At 51.7% G+C, this 18,677-nt stretch carries 20 protein-coding genes and 1 riboswitch; of the genes, 3 read left to right on the top strand and 17 right to left on the bottom strand.

Annotated elements, in window-relative coordinates:
• Nucleotides 1–12: 12 nt before the first annotated feature.
• From thiH to ACQ76X_RS22335, 5 genes are all read right to left on the bottom strand, one after another.
• Nucleotides 13–1,170 (bottom strand): 2-iminoacetate synthase ThiH, encoded by a 1,158-nt coding sequence (gene thiH, locus ACQ76X_RS22355; RefSeq protein ID WP_438495977.1) that lies wholly within the window; start codon nucleotides 1,168–1,170, stop codon nucleotides 13–15.
• Nucleotides 1,171–1,195: 25 nt separating this feature from the next.
• Nucleotides 1,196–1,960: a thiazole synthase gene (locus tag ACQ76X_RS22350; protein ID WP_438495976.1), complete on the bottom strand. Its 765-nt coding sequence runs from the start codon at nucleotides 1,958–1,960 to the stop codon at nucleotides 1,196–1,198.
• 355 nt (nucleotides 1,961–2,315) lie between these two features.
• The gene (gene thiS / locus ACQ76X_RS22345; RefSeq protein WP_438495975.1) at nucleotides 2,316–2,519 is read right to left on the bottom strand and encodes a sulfur carrier protein ThiS; all 204 of its coding nucleotides are present in this window, start codon (nucleotides 2,517–2,519) and stop codon (nucleotides 2,316–2,318) included.
• 51 nt (nucleotides 2,520–2,570) lie between these two features.
• Nucleotides 2,571–3,179 (bottom strand): thiamine phosphate synthase, encoded by a 609-nt coding sequence (locus ACQ76X_RS22340; protein WP_438495974.1) that lies wholly within the window; start codon nucleotides 3,177–3,179, stop codon nucleotides 2,571–2,573.
• A gap of 112 nt (nucleotides 3,180–3,291) precedes the next feature.
• A riboswitch (TPP riboswitch) is annotated at nucleotides 3,292–3,394 on the bottom strand.
• Nucleotides 3,395–3,541: 147 nt separating this feature from the next.
• Nucleotides 3,542–4,411, bottom strand: a complete 870-nt coding sequence (locus ACQ76X_RS22335; protein WP_438495973.1) for an SDR family oxidoreductase — start codon at nucleotides 4,409–4,411, stop codon at nucleotides 3,542–3,544.
• A 255-nt stretch (nucleotides 4,412–4,666) separates the two neighbouring features.
• Between ACQ76X_RS22335 and ACQ76X_RS22330 the strand changes: the two genes are divergently transcribed.
• Complete coding sequence (locus tag ACQ76X_RS22330; protein ID WP_438495972.1) at nucleotides 4,667–5,092, top strand: NUDIX hydrolase; 426 nt, start codon at nucleotides 4,667–4,669, stop codon at nucleotides 5,090–5,092.
• 144 nt (nucleotides 5,093–5,236) lie between these two features.
• Here the strand turns inward: ACQ76X_RS22330 and ACQ76X_RS22325 are convergent, their stop codons facing one another.
• From ACQ76X_RS22325 to ACQ76X_RS22310, 4 genes are all read right to left on the bottom strand, one after another.
• Complete coding sequence (locus tag ACQ76X_RS22325; protein WP_038588945.1) at nucleotides 5,237–5,662, bottom strand: hypothetical protein; 426 nt, start codon at nucleotides 5,660–5,662, stop codon at nucleotides 5,237–5,239.
• Nucleotides 5,663–5,784: 122 nt separating this feature from the next.
• Nucleotides 5,785–6,726: a malate dehydrogenase gene (gene mdh, locus ACQ76X_RS22320; RefSeq protein ID WP_076110656.1), complete on the bottom strand. Its 942-nt coding sequence runs from the start codon at nucleotides 6,724–6,726 to the stop codon at nucleotides 5,785–5,787.
• 19 nt (nucleotides 6,727–6,745) lie between these two features.
• Complete coding sequence (gene icd / locus ACQ76X_RS22315; RefSeq protein ID WP_438495971.1) at nucleotides 6,746–8,041, bottom strand: NADP-dependent isocitrate dehydrogenase; 1,296 nt, start codon at nucleotides 8,039–8,041, stop codon at nucleotides 6,746–6,748.
• A 101-nt stretch (nucleotides 8,042–8,142) separates the two neighbouring features.
• Nucleotides 8,143–9,255 carry a citrate/2-methylcitrate synthase gene (locus tag ACQ76X_RS22310; RefSeq protein WP_438495970.1) on the bottom strand — a complete coding sequence of 371 codons (1,113 nt, stop codon included), beginning with the start codon at nucleotides 9,253–9,255 and terminating at the stop codon, nucleotides 8,143–8,145.
• 389 nt (nucleotides 9,256–9,644) lie between these two features.
• Here ACQ76X_RS22310 and ytvI point away from each other — a divergent pair, with 389 nt between their 5' ends.
• Nucleotides 9,645–10,760: a sporulation integral membrane protein YtvI gene (gene ytvI / locus ACQ76X_RS22305; protein WP_438495969.1), complete on the top strand. Its 1,116-nt coding sequence runs from the start codon at nucleotides 9,645–9,647 to the stop codon at nucleotides 10,758–10,760.
• Nucleotides 10,761–10,962: 202 nt separating this feature from the next.
• On the opposite strand, the gene ACQ76X_RS22300 is transcribed toward ytvI, so the two are convergent.
• From ACQ76X_RS22300 to ACQ76X_RS22290, 3 genes are read right to left on the bottom strand one after another with little or no spacing between them, the layout of a single operon-like run.
• The gene (locus ACQ76X_RS22300) at nucleotides 10,963–11,361 is read right to left on the bottom strand and encodes an FxsA family protein (RefSeq protein WP_076110660.1); all 399 of its coding nucleotides are present in this window, start codon (nucleotides 11,359–11,361) and stop codon (nucleotides 10,963–10,965) included.
• The gene (locus ACQ76X_RS22295; RefSeq protein WP_438495968.1) at nucleotides 11,358–11,897 is read right to left on the bottom strand and encodes an acyl-CoA thioesterase; all 540 of its coding nucleotides are present in this window, start codon (nucleotides 11,895–11,897) and stop codon (nucleotides 11,358–11,360) included. Before ACQ76X_RS22295 ends, ACQ76X_RS22300 begins: the two co-directional genes overlap by 4 nt.
• A 40-nt stretch (nucleotides 11,898–11,937) precedes the next feature.
• Complete coding sequence (locus ACQ76X_RS22290; RefSeq protein ID WP_438495967.1) at nucleotides 11,938–13,119, bottom strand: MFS transporter; 1,182 nt, start codon at nucleotides 13,117–13,119, stop codon at nucleotides 11,938–11,940.
• 101 nt (nucleotides 13,120–13,220) lie between these two features.
• On the opposite strand from ACQ76X_RS22290, the gene ACQ76X_RS22285 reads away from it, so the two are divergent.
• A complete protein-coding gene (locus tag ACQ76X_RS22285) occupies nucleotides 13,221–13,964 on the top strand; it encodes a G1 family glutamic endopeptidase (RefSeq protein WP_438495966.1) in 744 nt (247 codons plus the stop codon).
• A 133-nt stretch (nucleotides 13,965–14,097) separates the two neighbouring features.
• Here the strand turns inward: ACQ76X_RS22285 and pyk are convergent, their stop codons facing one another.
• The 5 genes from pyk to ACQ76X_RS22260 all read right to left on the bottom strand — a co-directional run bounded on the left by pyk (nucleotide 14,098) and on the right by ACQ76X_RS22260 (nucleotide 18,661).
• On the bottom strand, nucleotides 14,098–15,522 hold the full coding sequence (gene pyk / locus ACQ76X_RS22280) for a pyruvate kinase (RefSeq protein WP_038588922.1): 1,425 nt from the start codon (nucleotides 15,520–15,522) through the stop codon (nucleotides 14,098–14,100).
• A 332-nt stretch (nucleotides 15,523–15,854) separates the two neighbouring features.
• Nucleotides 15,855–16,856: an acetyl-CoA carboxylase carboxyltransferase subunit alpha gene (locus ACQ76X_RS22275; protein WP_438495965.1), complete on the bottom strand. Its 1,002-nt coding sequence runs from the start codon at nucleotides 16,854–16,856 to the stop codon at nucleotides 15,855–15,857.
• A gap of 1 nt (nucleotide 16,857) precedes the next feature.
• Complete coding sequence (accD, locus tag ACQ76X_RS22270; protein ID WP_339225824.1) at nucleotides 16,858–17,751, bottom strand: acetyl-CoA carboxylase, carboxyltransferase subunit beta; 894 nt, start codon at nucleotides 17,749–17,751, stop codon at nucleotides 16,858–16,860.
• A gap of 75 nt (nucleotides 17,752–17,826) precedes the next feature.
• Nucleotides 17,827–18,015 (bottom strand): hypothetical protein, encoded by a 189-nt coding sequence (locus ACQ76X_RS22265; protein ID WP_038588919.1) that lies wholly within the window; start codon nucleotides 18,013–18,015, stop codon nucleotides 17,827–17,829.
• A gap of 145 nt (nucleotides 18,016–18,160) precedes the next feature.
• The gene (locus tag ACQ76X_RS22260; protein ID WP_076110666.1) at nucleotides 18,161–18,661 is read right to left on the bottom strand and encodes a phosphatidylglycerophosphatase A family protein; all 501 of its coding nucleotides are present in this window, start codon (nucleotides 18,659–18,661) and stop codon (nucleotides 18,161–18,163) included.
• Between the last annotated feature and the right edge of the window lie 16 nt (nucleotides 18,662–18,677).

Below are 18,677 nucleotides of genomic sequence, written 5' to 3'. Positions count from 1 at the left end.
GCTTCGAATTTATTAACGCAGGGAGTCCATCTGATGGTGTGGTGTAATCTTTGGTGAATGGAGCGGCTCTGTTAGGATATCCCAGTCCTTGAATACCGGCTGCAGTCCCTTGGCATACAACATTTCTGTAATTTCATGCACTTTGCGGCCATCCGATATTTCAAACTGCGGGGTTCCACCTTCAAGGGTATGCCCGCCTACCTCGGTGGATACTCCTGCGGACATTTTAGTGATGCCGAGATGGACCAGATGATCGCGCAAAGCTGCCGGTTCCCGCGTGGACAATGAAATGCCCGCACGGGGCAGAAACAGGCGGTAAGCCAGTATGATCTGCACCAGCGCACGGTCGGTTACATCACTTGCCGGATTGAATTCTCCGAGATACGGGCGAAAACGGGGAATCGACAAGCCGATCTCGCACTCCGGGTACTTGTCCTGCAAGTATCTGGCATGCAGGGCCGTTGCCAGAGCCTCCTGGCGCCAATCGTACATCCCCAGCAGGGCACCAATATTCACGGATCGAAACCCGGCGCGGCAGCCGCGTTCTGGCGCATCCAGACGGTTGCGGTAGACTCTCTTCGGACCCTTCACATGCAGCTTTCGATAGGTCTCCTGATGGTAGACCTCCTGATACAAGGTAAGACCGTCTACCCCTGCCACCCTCAGATCATTGTACTCTTCTGTAGAGAGCGGATTAACCTCAATGCTGACAGAAGAAAAATAGTCACGGAGCACCTTCACGCATTCTCTCACATAAGCGGCCGAACTTTCACTCCGGGATTCCCCGGTCAGAACCAGAATGTGGCGCAGGCCTGTGGCGGCGATAGTTTTCGCTTCCTTCCTGACCTCCTCCAGTGTCAATTTTTTGCGCGGAAAGTCATAAATCGAGCTAAAGCTGCAATAAGTGCAATGATTCACGCAAAAATCGGCCAAATACATCGGCGTAAACAGCTGCATCACATGCCCGAAGTGCGTACGTGTCAATCTTTGCGCTTTCTGCGCCATTTCCTCCAGGTAAGGCTCCGCCGCCGGAGACAGCAGTGCCATCAGCCAGTCTTCGTCCAGATGCTCCAAACGAAGCGCGCGCTTCACATCCACCGCTGTATACTGCTTCCATAAAGTCTCGTAAGGAAGCTGCTCCAGCCGGGTCAGCGTATCATAAAAGCTCATGCTCTTCCTCCCTTCCTTCTCTTGGCTAGAACAAAAAGCCGGTTAGTGGCGAAGAGGCCGTTGCCGCTTCCTCCACCGGCCCTAGTCCGGCCAGATAAGCCTTGCGCCCTGCGGATACCGCCTCACGGAATGCCTCCGCCATCAGAAGCGGATCACGCGCAGTAGCAATTGCCGTGTTCAGCAGCACGGCGGATGCGCCCATTTCCATTGCCTCAGCAGCCTCGGAAGGTCTGCCAATACCGGCGTCAACAATCACCGGAAGGTCCACTTCTGCGATCAGAATCCGCAGCAGCTCCTTGGTCTGCAGGCCGCGGTTCGAGCCGATGGGCGCACCCAGCGGCATAACAGCAGCAGCTCCGGCTGCCTTGAGCCGGATAGCTGCGGAAAGATCGGGACTCATATACGGAAGTACAACGAAACCCTCTGCAGCCAATATTTCCGTGGCTTTAACTGTCTCCATATTATCGGGCAGCAAATATTTCTGATCATTAATGACCTCGATCTTCACCCAATTGCCCAGCCCTGCCGCCCTGGCCAGTCTGGCAATACGTACCGCTTCTTCGGCTGTGCGTGCGCCGGAGGTATTGGGCAGCAGCGTCATATGGGAGGGGATATGAGTAACAATGTTGTCGTTGCTCTCCGGATCAACCCGGCGCAGAGCCACCGTAATGACCTGAGAACCCGAGCGTGCAATCACTTCGGGAATAAGGGTATTGCGGCTGTATTTCCCGGTTCCGATAAACAGCCTGCTGGATAAAGGGATTCCGCCGATAACGAAAGGATCTTGCATAAAATCGCCTCCTGAGATAGTGGCCCGCTAAAATGCGGAGCCTCTGTTGCTGATACGCCGAGTTTTGGTCTTACCTCTTTCGTCTTTCGTCTTACCTCTTACGTCTTATGTCTTACGTCTTGCCTTTAACTCTTGCTTCTTACGTCTTACCTCTTACGTCTTACCCTTTACGTCTTACCTCGTCTTACCTTTACGTCTTACCTTTAACTCTTGCTTCTTACGTCTTACGTCTTACGTCTTACCTTTAATTCTTGCTTCTTACGTCTTACCTCTTACCTTTTACCTTTTACCTCTTGCTTCTTACGTCTTACCTCTTGCCTCTTGCTTCTTTCACCCGGCAACACGCACCGGCACTTTAGCCCCCGCCGACAAAGTGGACCAGCTCTACGCGGTCACCTTCGCTCAGCAGCGTATCTCCGTAAACGTCCTTGCCGACGATCTCGCCATTCAGCTCCACGATAACCAGTCTCCCGGTCCACTCGGACCGGCTCAGCAGATCAGCTATAGTCCGGCATCTCTCTTCATAGGCCCCGCCTTTTCCATTCACGATCAAATTCATGCTTGCTCACCTCCTTTAACTGGTGCAGGAACATTGTTCATGGCTTCAGGCTTAGGGTACGGCCTGAACTACTGATCTGTAGGCTGTAGCGGCGGCCACAGGATCTCCCGCACTGCATATTCCGGACATTACGGCAATTCCGGCAGCACCCGTTGCCAGAACCTTTCCGGCATTGCCCGGCTCAATTCCGCCTATGGCGATCAGCGGAATGCTGCTGCAGCGGACAGCCTCAGCCAGCTGCTGCAATCCGCGTTCCCGCTGCCCCGGCTTGCAGGCCGAGGGAAACACATGCCCGAACAGGCAGAAATCCGCTCCCTGCCGGCCGGATTCGGCCGCCTCCTCCGGGGCATGCACCGACCTTCCCAATCGCAGGCCCGGTGCTACGCTGCGCGCTGCGGCAGGCGGCAGGCTGTGCCAAGCCAACTGGACCCCGCCCGCCCCTGCCGCCAGAGCAACGTCTATCCGGTCGTTGATCACCAGCTTGGCAGGCGGAACCCCCGCTATAATCAGCTGCTCCGTCAGAGCCATGAGCTCCCGTGCAGACATTGCCTTTTCCCGGAGATGGATATAATCCACTATGAATTGCACAGTCGCAGCCAGCTGAACAAACTGCACCGGATTCTGCTTTCCATCCGAGATCAAATGTATCTCTTTCAACACGTTCACCTTCTCCTGTTCTTTTGCATTACCGGCAAACACAAAAAAGACCGCCCCCGTAAAGGAGGCAGTCTGGAATATATACAGGAATACCGGGCCATTCAGCCCCGCTGCAGTTATTCGTTCTCCACTTCCCTACGCTGGTATAAACCAGATCAGGTTCAAAGGGTCCGAACGGGTATGTTCGTCTCAGCCTTGCGGCACCCCTAGTGACAAATTCATATTCAATTACGCTTAACGTTTCATATACTAACATATTATTCCTTGAAGAGCCATCCTTTAAAGAGGCCTGCATCAAAAAGAGCGGAACCCAAGGTTCCGCTCCAGACTCTAATTATTCATAGCAATGGAATCAGCAACCGCATTTAGCCGTTTACGACCTCGCCGCCGTTCACATGCATTACCTGTCCGCTTACATAAGATGAATCGTCGGAAGCCAGATACACATAGGCCGGAGCCAGCTCCTCCGGTTGTCCCGGGCGTTTCATTGGCTGCGTGCCGCCGAACTCACTGACTTTCTTCGCGTCAAAGGTCGACGGAATAAGCGGTGTCCAAATCGGTCCCGGCGCTACGGCATTGACCCGGATGCCTTTGTCCGCCAGGTTCATCGACAGCGAACGGGTAAAGCTGAGAATCGCCCCTTTGGTGGACGAATAGTCCAGCAGCTGCGGGCTGCCCCGGTAGGCTGTGATCGAAGTCGTGTTGATGATCGTGGACCCTTTTTTCAGGTGAGGCATGGCTGCCTTGGTCAAATAGAACATCGAAAAAATATTCGTGCGGAACGTCCGCTCCAGCTGCTCGGAGGTAATATCCTCAATCTTCTCCTGCGGATGCTGCTCGGCCGCATTATTAATCAGGATGTCCAGCTTGCCGAGTCCTTTCACCGTCTTATTGATCAGATCCTGGCAAAACGCCTCCACGCCGATATCGCCGGCGATCAGAATGCACTTCCGTCCCTCTTGCTCCACCTGGCGTTTAGTCTCTTCGGCATCGGAATGCTCATTGAGGTAGGAAATAACGACATCCGCACCCTCCTTGGCAAAATGAACGGCAACCGCCCGGCCAATACCGCTGTCTCCTCCTGTAATCAGAGCCGCCTTGCCCAGCAGCTTGCCCGCCGCCTTATAGGCTGAAGTCTCGAATTCCGGCAGCGGATTCATTTCACTTTCAATTCCGGGCTGGCGGTCCTGCACCTGCGGAGGTAGTGTTTTTTTGGTTTGCGTGTTGTCTGGCATGATCCATTCTCCTTTCGCTGTGTACCTGTTGGTTACTCATCGTTTTAGGGTTGGCTCAGGGTGTCTGGTTTATGCACCTGCAGATCATCTCTTCATTTGCTTTACGTTATGTTACTTACCACACCTTGGGCGCGGTCAAACTAAAATGTCAGTCGTTTTTGCCGGGGAAGGCGTTATACTTTAGAGAGAAAGCACTAATCCAGCAATGGAGTTGCAGATTTATGCAGACTCTGCACAGAGGGGAGAGCACGCAATATGGTCAAACACACACGCAGCATCATCGTTGCTGTCAAAGGAGTTATTGTACATGGAGGCCGGATTCTGCTTGTTCGGCGTGCGGCAAGAGATTCCGTCGGAGCGGGCACCTGGGAATGTGCGGGCGGAAAAATAGAATTCGGAGAAGACCTGGAGGCAGCTCTGGAAAGGGAGATTTATGAGGAGACCGGACTTGCGGTTACTGTCGGCAATCTGCTGTATGCAACCTCGTTTCTAACCGATCCTGCAAGGCAGCTTGTCATTATCACCTATTTGTGCCGGAGCGCGGACCATGCGGTACAGCTGTCCATAGAGCATTCGGATTATAAATGGTGTACCCGGCTCGAGCTTCAACGCCTGCTTCCGGCGGGAATCCTCGCTGAATTTGAGAAAAGCCATGTCTTCTCCCTGAACGAACTGCTGTAAAGCGTTGTCTGCTACAATCTGTGACAGCGGCATGGCTGGGTGGTACCCGATAGATTTGTCCCGAAGTAATGTCTGCACCCAAAAGCCCGCTCTCCATGCCATTCCGGAGGCGGGCTTTCTGTAGTCTTTCTATAATGGAGAGTCTTAAATAATGCTGTTGTACACCATGAAAAACACCATCAGCACCAGCGCCACCATGAGCAGCAGGCTCAAGGTACGGATTTTGCCTGTCTCTGCGGATACGTCACGGTTCTCGCGCATGCCGGCTGCGGCAAGACGCAATGGTTTGCTGATGATGCCGCCGAGCGCAAACATCGCAAGCAGCAGGACAACCACCACGATCATCCACGGTACCGAATATTCACCCTTCGTCATCATATAGCCGCCAGTCAGCAGTTGGATGACCAGACCGTACTGGGCGAAGCGGTTGAAGCCGCCGATTGCACTAAGCGTTCCTTCTCTCGCAGGGACGCTCAGCTTCTGGACACGCCCGAGAACAAACGGCAGCACCAGATAAAAGCCCAGCGCCAATGTACCGATCATATGTAGAAAAAACAAAAAGTGACCCATAACATACCTCCTCTAATGTTTTCAGTGATTTTAGTTACACTTCAATTATACCTAACCAACAAATAGAAGAAAAGAAAACCCCCATTTTAATTTCTAAAATGGGGGCTCCCGCAGGCTAATGCTCAAATCGTAACTACTGAAGTAACGGCACGTACCGAATCTGCCGACTTATCCAAAGCCGCTTTCTCCTCTGCCGTAAGCTCCAGTTCATATACCTTCTCAATACCGTCCGCACCCAGCAGCGCGGGAATGCCCATGAACAGCCCATCATAGCCGTATTCACCTTCAAGCAGAGCGATTACCGGGATAATCCGCTTCTTGTCCTTCAGGATCGCTTCTGTCATCTGGACCAAGGAAGCCGCTGGCGCATAATAAGCGCTGCCGTTGCCGAGCAGGCTGACAATCTCGCCGCCGCCGACTCGTGTACGCTGTACAATCTCGGCAATACGCTCTGCGGAAATCAGCGTATCAATCGGAATGCCGCCAACGCTGGAGTAGCGTACGAGCGGTACCATATCATCGCCATGTCCACCCAGCACAAAGCCGCGTACATCTTCAACCGAAACGTTAAGCTCTTGGGCGATAAAAGTACAGTAGCGGGCCGTATCCAGCACGCCGGATTGTCCGATTACCCGGTTTTTGGGGAAGCCCAGTGCATTGTAAGCCACATAAGTCATCGCATCTACCGGATTGCTCAATATAATTACGATGGATTCCGGAGCGACACGTTTCACATTTTCGCAGACCGATTTCACAATTCCTGCATTGGTATTCACCAGATCATCGCGGCTCATGCCCGGCTTGCGGGCGATGCCTGCCGTAATAATCACGATATCCGAATCCGCTGCATCCTCATAGCTTGAGGTTCCCGTAATCTGGCTGTCGAACTTCTGCACAGGGCCGGCTTCCAGCATGTCCAGCGCCTTGCCTTTGGTCGGGTTCTCGAGCTGCGGAATATCCAGCAGCACCACGTTGCCGAGTTCCTTCTGGGCAAGCATAAGCGCCGTGGTAGCGCCGGTGAAGCCGGCACCCACGACTGTAATTTTATAACGTTTGATGGCCAAGAGATATCCTCCTACAAGACTACAGATTATTGATAATTTCGTCGGCAAACGCGGAGCATTTCAGCTCTGTTGCGCCTTCCATTTGACGGGCAAAATCATAAGTCACCGTTTTGTTGTTGATGGCGGTACTCATTCCTTTGTAGATAAGGTCAGCCGCTTCCTGCCAGCCCAAATGCTCCAGCAGCATTACTCCGGAAAGAATGACCGAACCCGGGTTCACAACGTCCTTATCGGCATATTTCGGAGCTGTACCATGTGTTGCTTCAAAGATAGCATGCCCTGTTAAATAGTTGATGTTCGCTCCCGGAGCGATGCCGATGCCGCCGATTTGAGCAGCAAGCGCGTCGGACAAGTAGTCACCGTTCAAGTTCAGCGTAGCAATCACGTCGAAATCGGTCGGACGGGTCAATACCTGCTGCAGAGCGATGTCGGCAATTGCATCCTTGATAATGATTTTGCCGGCAGCTTCCGCTTCCTTCTGGGCAGCATTGGCCGCAGCTTCACCATCACGTTCCTTGATGACATCATATTGATTCCAGGTAAATACTTGGTCGCCGAACTCCTGCTCAGCCACTTCGTAACCCCAGTTCTTAAACGCACCTTCGGTAAATTTCATGATATTGCCCTTATGCACAAGCGTTACGCTCTTCCGTCCATGCTTGATCGCATATTCAACTGCAGAACGCACGAGGCGCTTCGAGCCTTCGGAAGACACTGGCTTGATGCCGATACCGGATGTTTCCGGGAAGCGGATTTTGTTCACACCCATTTCCTTCTGCAGGAATTCAATCACTTTCTTGACAGCCTCGGAGCCTTCCTGGTACTCGATACCCGCATAAATGTCTTCTGTATTCTCACGGAAAATAACCATGTCCACCAGCTCCGGATGTTTCACCGGTGAAGGCACGCCATCGAAATAACGCACTGGACGCAAACATACATACAGGTCCAGTTCCTGGCGCAACGCCACATTCAAAGAGCGGATTCCGCCACCGATTGGAGTGGTAAGCGGGCCTTTAATAGCTACAATATATTCACGAATGGCTTCCAGCGTATCATTAGGCAGCCATTCACCATATGTATTGAAGGCCTTCTCGCCTGCAAATACTTCATACCAGGCAATTTTCTTTGAACCGCCGTAAGCTTTGGCAACAGCTTCATCAAGCACCCGTTTGGAGGCTTTCCAAATGTCGCGGCCAGTGCCGTCACCCTCAATAAAAGGAATAATCGGATGATTCGGAACCACCAGTTTGCCGTCTTCAATCGTGATTTGTTCGCCTTCTGTCGGCAGATCGTATTTTTCTAGTTTCAACATTTGTGGGGAATCCTCCTAAAAAGTTTAGTTTAGTTTGGTTTGGTTAGCACTTGCGTACATTCATTCTACTAGAGGGGTGGAGCGGCCCGCAAGGGCCGCCTTTATCTCTCGTCAACGGGAACGTATTTCTGTTCGGACATCCCTGTGTATTCGGCACGCGGGCGGATGATGCGGTTGTCTACATATTGCTCCAGAATATGCGCTGTCCATCCCGAAGCGCGGCTGATGGCAAAAATCGGCGTAAACAACTCCCGCTCAATGCCAAGCTGTGTGTATACCGAAGCCGAGTAGAAATCCACGTTTGGCTTCAGTCCCTTCTGCCCGGTGATCAGCTCCTCAATCTTGACGGACATCTCGTAGAGTGTGGTGTCATTCTTCATGGTGCCCAGCTCGTAGGACATCTTCATCAGATGTTTGGCACGCGGATCCCCATTCTTATAGACACGGTGTCCGAAGCCCATAATTTTCTCACGGCGCTCCAGCTTCCCACGAATATAGGGCTCCACTGCATCCAGACTGCCGATCTCCTCCAGCATCTTCATTACGGCCTCATTCGCTCCGCCATGCAGCGGACCCTTAAGGGCACCAATCGCAGATGTCACACCGGAATACATATCAGAGAGAGTAGCCACAGTCACGCGGCCGGCAAATGTGGAGGCATTCAGCTCATGGTCCGCATGCAGCACAAGTGCAGCATCCAGCGCCTTGACGGATACGACATCCGGCTGTTTGCCCCATAGCATATAGAGAAAATTCTCTGCGATGGACAAGCCTTCTTTTGGTGCAATGGGCTCCAGACCTTTGCGGATACGCGCCAGCGCAGCCACTATGGTCGGAATCTGCGCCTGAAGCTTCACTGCTTTGATTTCATTCGCTTCACGGCTCATGTCATCCGCCGCTTCATCATAGAGCGCGAGACTTGATACGGCGGAGCGCAGGGCAGCCATCGTGTTCGCTTCTTTGGGATACAGCTTCATTTGTGCAATGACCTGCTCCGGAATCGGTGCAAATGCGCTGAGATCACGTCGCAGAGCCTGCAGCTCAGGCGTAGTAGGCAGATTGCCAAACCACAGCAAATAAGCGGTTTCTTCAAAGGTGGCATTCTCCGCAAGATCGTCAATATCAAATCCGCGGTAAGTGAGGACGCCATCCACAATCGAGCTGATTGAGGAAGTTGTGGCGACGATGCCTTCCAGGCCTTTAGTAGCTGTCATAGTATATCTCTCCTTTGCGAACAAGGGTATAAAAGCCATTTCTAACATCGTGAAAACATTTACATTTTAAAGGTTTAAAAACATAAAAAGAAGGCGATAAGACATCCTTAAAGATTGCAACCAACTTTCAGGGTAGAACCTTTAATAATCATACCGGATTTTGACGGTTATGTGAACAACGTGGAAGCTTTGACACGCATCAAATGATTTTATCGGAGAGATAGAAAAAAACTTCCGATCTTCCTGTTTCATGATTGCGCTTTCAGGTTATAGAGTCTGCCCTGTTTTCGTGCTTTATGACTTTTGATAGTCTGTAAAATCAATCTATGAATATACATAAGACGAGCAGTTATTTTCTTGCGGGAGCAGCAATAGTGGAGGGATGAACGATGGACACGCTTGTGTTAAAAAGAGTGCTGCGCGGCCTTTGGGTCGTTCTCGCCGCTGCGGGGCTGATGTTCGCCATCTATGTATTGCTTCCGCTGCTCTATCCGCTCCTCTTGGCCTGGCTGCTCGCCTATATCATTCATCCGCTGGTGGTGATCCTTAAAGGATTTAAGCTTCCGGGCTGGCTCGCCGTCTCGCTCTCGCTGCTGTTCTATATCGGAGGTACGGCCCTTGTACTGACTGCGCTGATTACCCGGCTGGTGAAAGAGCTGATTGTGCTGCTGCAGACCTTAGATCTCCATACCGACCAATGGCGCGAGGTGCTGCTGTCACTGGGCCGCAATGCCAGCATTCAGAATATTATTAACCAAATCAACCAGTTTTACCACGACAACCCGGACTATCATGCCACTATCGACAGCAACATCAGCCGGACTACCGAAACCGTGGGCCACGCCATGACCCAGTTGATCACCGGTTTTTTCAATATGATTCTGAAGCTGATTTCCGCGCTGCCAAGCATGGGAACCATCCTGATTGTGATTGTGCTGGCCGCCTTTTTCCTCAGCACCGGCTGGGATCGCCATAATGCAAAATTAACTTCATTGCTGCCGGTGCCTCTGCTTAGACCAGTCTCTGAGATTTGGAGTGATTTGCGCAAAGCGCTGTCCGGCTATCTGCGGGCCCAGTTAGTGCTGATTTCCGTTACCGGGGTTATCGTCATTATCGGACTCCTGCTGCTGGGCGTAGACTCCGCCTTTGCCATCGGTCTAACGGTCGGTATCGTTGATTTGGTCCCTTACCTTGGCGTCGGTGTTATATTGCTCCCTTGGGCGCTGTACTCCTACATGACCGGCAACCTGGCTCTGGCCATCGGATTGCTGGTGCTCTACGGGATCATTCTCGTGACCCGCCAGGTGCTTGAGCCCAAGGTGCTCGCCAGCAGCATCGGGCTGGACCCGCTTACCCTGCTGGTCGGCATGTTCGTCGGCCTGCAGCTGTTCGGCATGCTCGGTCTTCTACTGGGTCCTGTTATTCTGGTCATCCTTGACGCCTTCCACCGTGCCGGCGTGTTCCGGGCGCTGCACAGCTATATTGTGAGCGGACGTCTGCATTAGTCCAACTAGCAAGCAGCCGATGACCAAAAAAAACAGAGCAGCGATTCTCCAGTAACGGGAGAAGCACTGCTCTATTGTCTTTTTTACAGTCTTTTTACATCACAGGACTGTCTCTTTCGTGGAGTAATCCACTTATGGGACGCCGCCTTCTTTGGTTCATGCTGTACTCTGGTACACAAAGCAGCGCATAGACAGATTTCTGTTACCTGCGATAAAAGGTGAAGGTGCCATTTTTCATTTTCTTCTCAATCCATCTAAGCAGAAAAACCCGGTACAGCGGCCGGGTCAGCGGAAACACCAAAGAAAAGCCGATTATATCCGTTACAAAGCCCGGCAGAATCAGCAGCAGACCGCCGAAAAAAATGCACAAGCCGTCCAGCATCGTCCGTCCGGGCACTTTGCCTTCCTGCATTTGAATTTTGCTGTCCTGCAGTACCTTTTTGCCTTCGAACCGCATCATGAGCAGTCCGATCACTGAAGTAGCCAGAATGAGCAGCAGCGTTTTGGGCGCTCCAAGATAACCAGCGACATAGATGAACCCGAATAATTCCACGGCCGGGATAATAAACAAGGCAGCCCACAGCCATTTGTTCCTGATCATACTGCTCCTCCTTCTTCTTCCCTGAGCGCCCCGGTTATCGCTTGATACAGCTCCGGAAGCGCCCGATCCAGTCTTACCGGCTTCCAGTCCTTGTTCAGCCAGACATGACTGGTAGAACCGCTAACCAGAAGTTCTCCCGGAAGAGTCTGGGCAGCAGTCAGCGCTGAAAGCTCTCCGTGTTCCGCAGAACCTTCGCCGCCACTTTCCCCATCCTCCTCAATCCGGCGCACCTCATATTCATACACAACTCTCAAAGCTGAAAAAACCTTAAGCCGCGCATACACGGCGATAAGATCATCATATCGCGCCGGACTTTTAAATTGCAAATCTGCCGCAGTCACAGGAAGAAGCACTCCCATGTTCTCCAGCGAACGGTAGGCGAAGCCGAGCTCGCGGAACATCTCGGTGCGCCCGCTCTCGAACCAGCTTAAATAATTGGCGTGGTACACCACACCCATTTGATCGGTTTCCTGGTAACGCACGCGGAAAGCCGTGCTGTGCCAGCGGCTGGAAAGCACCCGATTACGTGATTCCATAACATATGCTCCTTTCTGTATTAACTTGCGGAAGCGGCAGCTAGACGCCAACTCCGCCCGAGGACATCGTCTTCGAAACGCTGCTCCTTGAGCTTCTGGCTACATAGAAGAGCAGAACCGCCCCGACGGCAGAACTTATCATGCAAGACACATTCATCAGCCCGACACCGCCCTGACTAAGCAGAAATCCATTCAGCAAATTGCCCAGAATTCCCGCAAAACCGGAAAATACGATATTGAAGACACTTTGGCCTGTTGCCTGCATCTCGGATGAGGTAATCTGCGACACATATTCAACAGCAGCAATATAAAAGAGCCCGAATGACAGACCGTGCAGCACCTGCACGCCGATCATCACCGAAGGATGGGGAAAGGCCACCTGAATCCCCCAGCGCAGCACATAGATCAGCGCACCCAGCAGCAGCGTGCGCTCCCGTCCCAGCTTACGGATGACTTTCGAGGCATACAGCATGGAGGGCACGTTGGTCACAGAGGCAAGGAAAAGCGCAATTCCGGCATACCCGGTGGAGCCGCCGACAGATTGGAAGGCCACCACAAAATAGGTGCCGAAAGCCGTCATCGTCTGGTTCACCAAAAAGCTGCCACCCAGAAAAGCCAGGAAGATGCGGTTGCCGAGCAGTTTTTTGACCCCTTGAGCCAGCGATTGGCTCATCATATGATTCTCTTCCGCCTGTCTGGGCAGGGTCAGGGCAAAAATGACGGCAACTGAATTTAAGAGCAGGAACGGGAGCCATATCGTAGAGACTGAAAATCTCTCAACATACTGGCCACCGGCATAGGCCCCTACAGCCGCTCCTATGCTCATCATCAGCCGGATGCTGCCATAGGTGGATCCGGCCCTGTTTGCCGCTGCAATGGCGTAAGAATCGGCGATAGGGGCCTGTGTGGACGAGAAGATCGTGGACACCGTGTATACCATCAGAAGAACAATGAAATATTCCGAACGGTAGAATACGGCCAGCACTGCCGGTACAGCCACACTTAGAATAAGTACAAGACGCGCCTGGTTATACCTGTCAGAGATAAGACCCCATACAGGCTGAATACATATGGCAATAAGTGTTCCCACCGCCATCATCATACCAATTTGGCTGACATCCATTCCGTTATACTTCAGCAACAGCGTCAGATAGGAACCAAACGAGCCGCCGGCAAGTCCCAGGAAGAGATAAAAGCCGCGCAGCTTCAGTAGTTTTTCCATTTGTGCTATATTTCCTCTCCAATCCTTTTTAACAGAATACCCAACCTTTGCAAGACTTCGCCGCATTAAATAGAGCAGAACCTAATAGAGGCGGTGAACAAGTGAGCACAGTTTATAAATTAAAGCGCGGTCGGCCTTGTCTCACGGACAAAACCAACAAGGGTAGAGCTCAAAGCACGGGCTTCGGCTGGACCTCCAGCAACTGGAGCGGATATGCCATCACAGGCAAAAAAGGAGCCTTCCGGAGGATCTCCGGCGAGTGGGTTGTCCCCTATGTCAAGCCCACTTCCAAAGCCAGCTATTCCTCGGCCTGGATCGGAATCGACGGCTTCAAAAACAGCAATCTGATTCAGACCGGCACCGCACATGAGTCTATAAATGGAGTCGTCCGCTACTATCCCTGGTGGGAAATACTGCCGGCAATGGAGACGGTTATTCCTCTCCCGGTCTTTCCCGGAGACCGCATACGGGCAACGATCGCCAAGATCAGCTCCGGCAAATGGCGCATAACCCTGCGGAATCTCAGCAAGAACTGGATTTTCCGCACTATACAGCATTACACAGGCCCGCAGTCCTCCGCTGAATGGATCATGGAAGCCCCCCAAGTCGGCGGAACTATAGGCGCGCTTGCCCGGGTAACACCCACAAGGTTCAGCCGCTGCACGATCAACGGTAAAAGCCCTAAGCTCACTCCAGCCGATGGAGGCATTATGGTACAGAACAAAACCGCAGTTGCCGTCCCTTCAAGCCCCAATTCCGCCGGAGATACTTTTGTAGTTAAACGTGTATATCATAAGGGCTCGCCTCTCGTTAACACAAGAAACCCCATTCTCATACGTTCCTAGTGTTTCATTTTGCCCGAAACTCTCAATCCAATATATACATTTGACCCTCGTATATCAAGCAAAAAAAGCAATGGTGGAATTCACCATTGCTTTTTATGAATAGAACAATCTGCGTTATAGAAGACTCCTAAGCTTAGTCAGCTGGAATGGTGTCTACTTTCACCAGGTTTGTAGAACCGGAACGTCCCAGTGGGATACCCGCTGTAATTACAACAAGATCGCCTGCTTTAACCAGACCGGAATCTTTACCGCCTTTAAGGGCAGTTTGCAGCAATTCGTCTGTCGAAGTAGCTTCTTTACCGAATACAGGAGTTACGCCCCATACGAGTGCCAATTGACGCATAGTTCTTTCTTGAGTAGTTACGGCAATAATTTGCGATTTAGGACGGTATTTGGAAACCACGCGTGCAGTGTGGCCAGTTACAGTCGAAGAAATGATAGCTTTAGCGTTCAGGTCCAGAGCGGAAATCGCTACGGATTGGCTGATGGCTTCAGTAACCGTTGTTTCTTGAGCAATTTGTTGCTTCATGAAGATTTCACGGTGGTTCAGGGCAGATTCAGCTTTCTCAGCAATGCGGGACATTGTGAGAACGGATTCTACCGGATATTTCCCGGCAGCAGTTTCACCGGACAGCATGATTGCATCTGTTCCGTCGAAGATAGCGTTCGCTACGTCACTCGCTTCAGCGCGGGTAGGACGCGGGTTGCGCTGCATGGAATCCAGCATTTGTGTAGCTGTGATTACCGGTTTGCCAGCGATGTTACATTTTTCGATCATCAGCTTTTGAGCCAAAGGCACATCTTCAGCAGGGATTTCCACACCAAGGTCGCCGCGGGCAACCATCAGGCCGTCGGAAGCTGCCAAAATTTCATCAAGGTTGTCAACACCTTGTTGGTTTTCGATTTTGGAGATGATTTGAATATGGGAAGCATTGTGCTTCTCAAGCAGTGCACGGATTTCCAGAACGTCGCTAGCTTTGCGAACGAAGGAAGCGGCGATAAAATCGATGTCCTGTCCGATCCCAAAAACGATATCGTTGGTGTCTTTTTCCGTAATACCCGGCAGGGAGATGGCAACTCCTGGTACGTTAACGCCTTTCTTGCTCTTGATCGTACCGCCGTTAACAATACGGGTCTTGATTTCTGTGCCTTGAATGTCGACAACGGTAAGTCCGATAAGGCCGTCATCGATCAGGATGGTCGAGCCTACTTGAACATCATTAGGCAGGTCGCTGTAAGTGATGGAAATACGGTTTTGGTCGCCAAGGATCTCTTCCGTAGTCAATGTCAGATACTCGTCCTGAACCAGTTCAATCGGTTCTACTTCCAGCTTGCCTGTGCGAATCTCCGGTCCTTTGGTGTCGAGCAGGATGGCAACAGTTTTGCCCAGTTCTTTAGATGCCTGACGGATCGTTTTGATCCGGTTGCCGTGCTCTTCAAAATCGCCGTGGGAGAAGTTCAGACGGGCCACATTCATACCAGCCAAGATCAATTTTTTGATATTCTCCAACGATTCACTAGCAGGACCGATCGTACATACAATTTTACTTTTCCGCATTAGGTTTTCCTCCGTTTTTTCGTTCTCTCTGTCTCACTTTTTCCAACTACAAAATCTACTATAAGGCTCTCTGTTTGTATAGGAACTTTATCACATGTACCTTTTACTGCGCCCTAATGAATATTACTGCAACTTGGACACAAAATCAATGTTATAGCCTTCTTTTGCTGTAAATTTAAGTCGAATACATGAAGTTTTAGGGCAAAATAAAAATAACCCTGCGAATGCCGCAGGATTATTTCAATGGTAATAAATGTTTTATTCAGACCAGTCCATATTTTGGACCTGCTGATAGTATTATATGTCTGAAAGTGCAAATGAAACAGAGATTATTACTCCACGTTCTGCACTTCTTCTTCCGGGTTAACGGCTTCCTGCTGGGCTTCGGAATACTCGCCGATTTTGCGGAATTTGCGGTAGCGGTCTTCTTTAAGTTCCGCAAAATCAAGGCTGGACAGCTCCTGCAAATGGCGCCATATGACATCCTTGAGCGCAGCGGCAGTAGACTCGTAATCACGGTGTGCGCCGCCCCGCGGCTCAGGAACAATTTCCTCAATCACTTCCATCTCCAGCAGATCAGCGGCGGTGATCTTCATCGCTTCTGCGGCTTGTTCCGCCTTCGAGGCATCCTTCCAGAGAATGGACGCCGCGCCGTTCGGGGAGATCGCTGAATAGATGGCATGCTCCAGCATCAGAACACGGTTGCCTACAGCCATCGCCAACGCTCCGCCGCTTCCGCCTTCACCAATGATGATGCAGATGACCGGCACGCCAAGCTGAGACATCTCATACAGGCTGCTGGCAATCGCTTCGGACTGGCCTCTCTCCTCCGCCGTATTGCCGGGGTAAGCCCCTTTGGTATCGACAAAGGTAACGATCGGACGGCCAAACTTCTCCGCCTGCTTCATCAGGCGGATCGCCTTGCGGAAGCCTTCGGGATGCGCGCTGCCGAAGAAACGCAAAATGTTCTCCTTCGTATCCTTGCCGCGCTGCTGGCCGATCACGGTAACCGGGACGCCGTTCAGCTTGCCGATTCCGCCTACTACAGCCAGATCGTCGCCGTACAGACGGTCGCCGTGCAGCTCAATAAAATCAGTAAAGATCAGCCCTATAAGATCAAGCGAAGTCGGACGTCCGTGATGCCGGGCCAGATGCATCTTCTGTGAAGCAGAGATATCGGTATAAATTTCTTCCTCAAGCACGCGGTAACGTTCCTCAAGCCGGGCGATCTCATCGCTGAAATCAATGCCCTTCTCTTCACCGAACTGCTTCAGTTCGGCGATCTTCTTGCGCATTTCTACCAGAGGCATTTCAAAAGGCAACTCTCCCGCCAACCTAAAAGCCCCCTTTCACGTCGTGCAAATCCAAAAGCTTGGTTAGCGTGGACCGTAATTCCTTGCGGTGTACGACCAGATCAAGCTGACCATGCTGAAGGTTGAATTCAGCAGTCTGGAAATCATCCGGAAGCTTCTGGCGAATGGTCTGCTCAATGACGATTCTTCCGGCAAAACCGAATACTGCTCCAGGCTCGGCAATAATAATATCGCCAAGACTGGCAAAACTGGCGGAGACTCCGCCCGTTGTCGGGTCCGTAATGACAGAGATATAGAGCCCTCCCGCTTCGCCAAACCGGGCCAGCGCTGCGCTTGTCTTCGCCATCTGCATCAGACTAAGAATACTCTCCTGCATCCGGGCTCCGCCCGAAGTCGAAAAGATCAGCATCGGGAGCTTCTTCTCCGTAGCTTCTTCTACAGCCCGGGTAATCTTCTCTCCTACAACCGAGCCCATACTGCCGGTGAAGAACTCAAAATTCATCACGGCAACAATCACCGGATGACCGCCAATGGTTCCCTGGCCTGTAAGCACGGCTTCAACCTGTCCAGTTTTGGACTGCTGCTGTTCCAGCTTGGAAGCATAGCCAGGAAACTGCAGCGGGTCAACGGATGCCATTTCACTGTCGAACTCGATAAAGCCTTCCGGATCAAGGATCATTGCGATCCGTTCCGACGCGTTTAGCCGCATATGATAACCGCACGAAGGGCATACTTTCAGATTTTTCTCCAGCTCCTTGCTGTACTGGATCGTTCCACATTTGCTGCATTTGCTCATTAAGCCCTCGGGAATCTCCCGTTTGGGGCGTTCGCCTTCTACCGGTCCGCCGCTCCGCTCCAGACGTTCTGAAGGAATAGTCGCGTACTTCCGTTTTTTCTGAAATAAATCTTTGAACAAGGGTCGCACCTCTTCAGCCGTTTATTTGCGCATATAGCAGCTTGCCGCTGTCTTGAATGCCATCTTGATGTCTATTCAGGGATGTAAAATTAGATTAAGGACTTCCTGCACTTCCTCCAGTTCTCCTGAAGGAACCAGAATTTCGAACTGCTGCTTGGACATATTGACCGGACGGCACTTTACCATAAATCCTTCTTCCGTAAGCTTGCTCTGAATCATATCCGCCACTCTGGCGGTTGGCGCAATATAGATTACCGTCCACATGCCCTGCAAAGCCTCCCTAATCTCAATTCCCAGCCGTATCCCGTATAATGGAATCATGATAACACAGTTTTCTTTTTTCCCGCAACAGGAGTAAGGCGAAGAAAGCAAGACCAGGGAGCATTATTCACCAAATAATGGGGGTTAATTATTCCGTACCGCTGACATGGGGATACACCTTGGCCCCTTCATGCCGGTGCGCAATTCTGGCGGATGCCGCCGCCGCAATTCCCGCGACAAGATCGTCCAGAAATACATGAATCCCCTGCTCATCATCATTCAGCTTGCCGATGATGCCGAGCTTTATTTTATCCAGATAACCGAAGCCTGTCAGCCCGATCATTCCGTATACGCCGGTGATGCCAAGCGCCAGAGTCTCGTCCGCTCCGTAGAGCGATTCATCCGCCTCCATCACCGCCTGCAGCGGCTGCGGCAGCAGGCCTTTTTCAGCCAATTCATCCAGCGCAACGCCTGTCATCAGTGTGTACTGCACCTCTCGTTTGCCCAGCACCGACTTAACGCTCGATAGACACTCTTCTTCGGTTAAATCCGGATAATACACCGACTGCAAAATATATACGATCTCAGCGATGGACGTTAGCGTGACTCCCCTGCGCTCCAGCAGCTCTGTTGCCATTTGATAGGACATGATGTGATTCCCCTTT

Origin of the sequence: Paenibacillus sp. IHBB 3054 (assembly GCF_051594305.1) — a bacterium.
Classification (GTDB): domain Bacteria; phylum Bacillota; class Bacilli; order Paenibacillales; family Paenibacillaceae; genus Paenibacillus_AQ.
Note: the sequence above shows the minus strand (reverse complement) of the source record. Positions and strands in the feature narration are given on the sequence as shown.

Coding starts and splice junctions, on each gene's coding strand:
- ACQ76X_RS22350 (WP_438495976.1), bottom strand. CDS start 1,960: ATGCAAGATCCTTTCGTTATCGGCGGAATCCCTTTATCCAGCAGGCTG.
- ACQ76X_RS22325 (WP_038588945.1), bottom strand. CDS start 5,662: ATGGGTCACTTTTTGTTTTTTCTACATATGATCGGTACATTGGCGCTG.
- ACQ76X_RS22335 (WP_438495973.1), bottom strand. CDS start 4,411: ATGCCAGACAACACGCAAACCAAAAAAACACTACCTCCGCAGGTGCAG.
- ACQ76X_RS22310 (WP_438495970.1), bottom strand. CDS start 9,255: ATGACAGCTACTAAAGGCCTGGAAGGCATCGTCGCCACAACTTCCTCA.
- ACQ76X_RS22300 (WP_076110660.1), bottom strand. CDS start 11,361: ATGATCAGGAACAAATGGCTGTGGGCTGCCTTGTTTATTATCCCGGCC.
- thiH (WP_438495977.1), bottom strand. CDS start 1,170: ATGAGCTTTTATGATACGCTGACCCGGCTGGAGCAGCTTCCTTACGAG.
- ytvI (WP_438495969.1), top strand. CDS start 9,645: ATGGACACGCTTGTGTTAAAAAGAGTGCTGCGCGGCCTTTGGGTCGTT.
- icd (WP_438495971.1), bottom strand. CDS start 8,041: ATGTTGAAACTAGAAAAATACGATCTGCCGACAGAAGGCGAACAAATC.
- ACQ76X_RS22265 (WP_038588919.1), bottom strand. CDS start 18,015: ATGTGGACGGTAATCTATATTGCGCCAACCGCCAGAGTGGCGGATATG.
- ACQ76X_RS22260 (WP_076110666.1), bottom strand. CDS start 18,661: ATGTCCTATCAAATGGCAACAGAGCTGCTGGAGCGCAGGGGAGTCACG.
- thiS (WP_438495975.1), bottom strand. CDS start 2,519: ATGAATTTGATCGTGAATGGAAAAGGCGGGGCCTATGAAGAGAGATGC.
- ACQ76X_RS22290 (WP_438495967.1), bottom strand. CDS start 13,119: ATGGAAAAACTACTGAAGCTGCGCGGCTTTTATCTCTTCCTGGGACTT.
- pyk (WP_038588922.1), bottom strand. CDS start 15,522: ATGCGGAAAAGTAAAATTGTATGTACGATCGGTCCTGCTAGTGAATCG.
- ACQ76X_RS22330 (WP_438495972.1), top strand. CDS start 4,667: ATGGTCAAACACACACGCAGCATCATCGTTGCTGTCAAAGGAGTTATT.
- ACQ76X_RS22295 (WP_438495968.1), bottom strand. CDS start 11,897: ATGGAATCACGTAATCGGGTGCTTTCCAGCCGCTGGCACAGCACGGCT.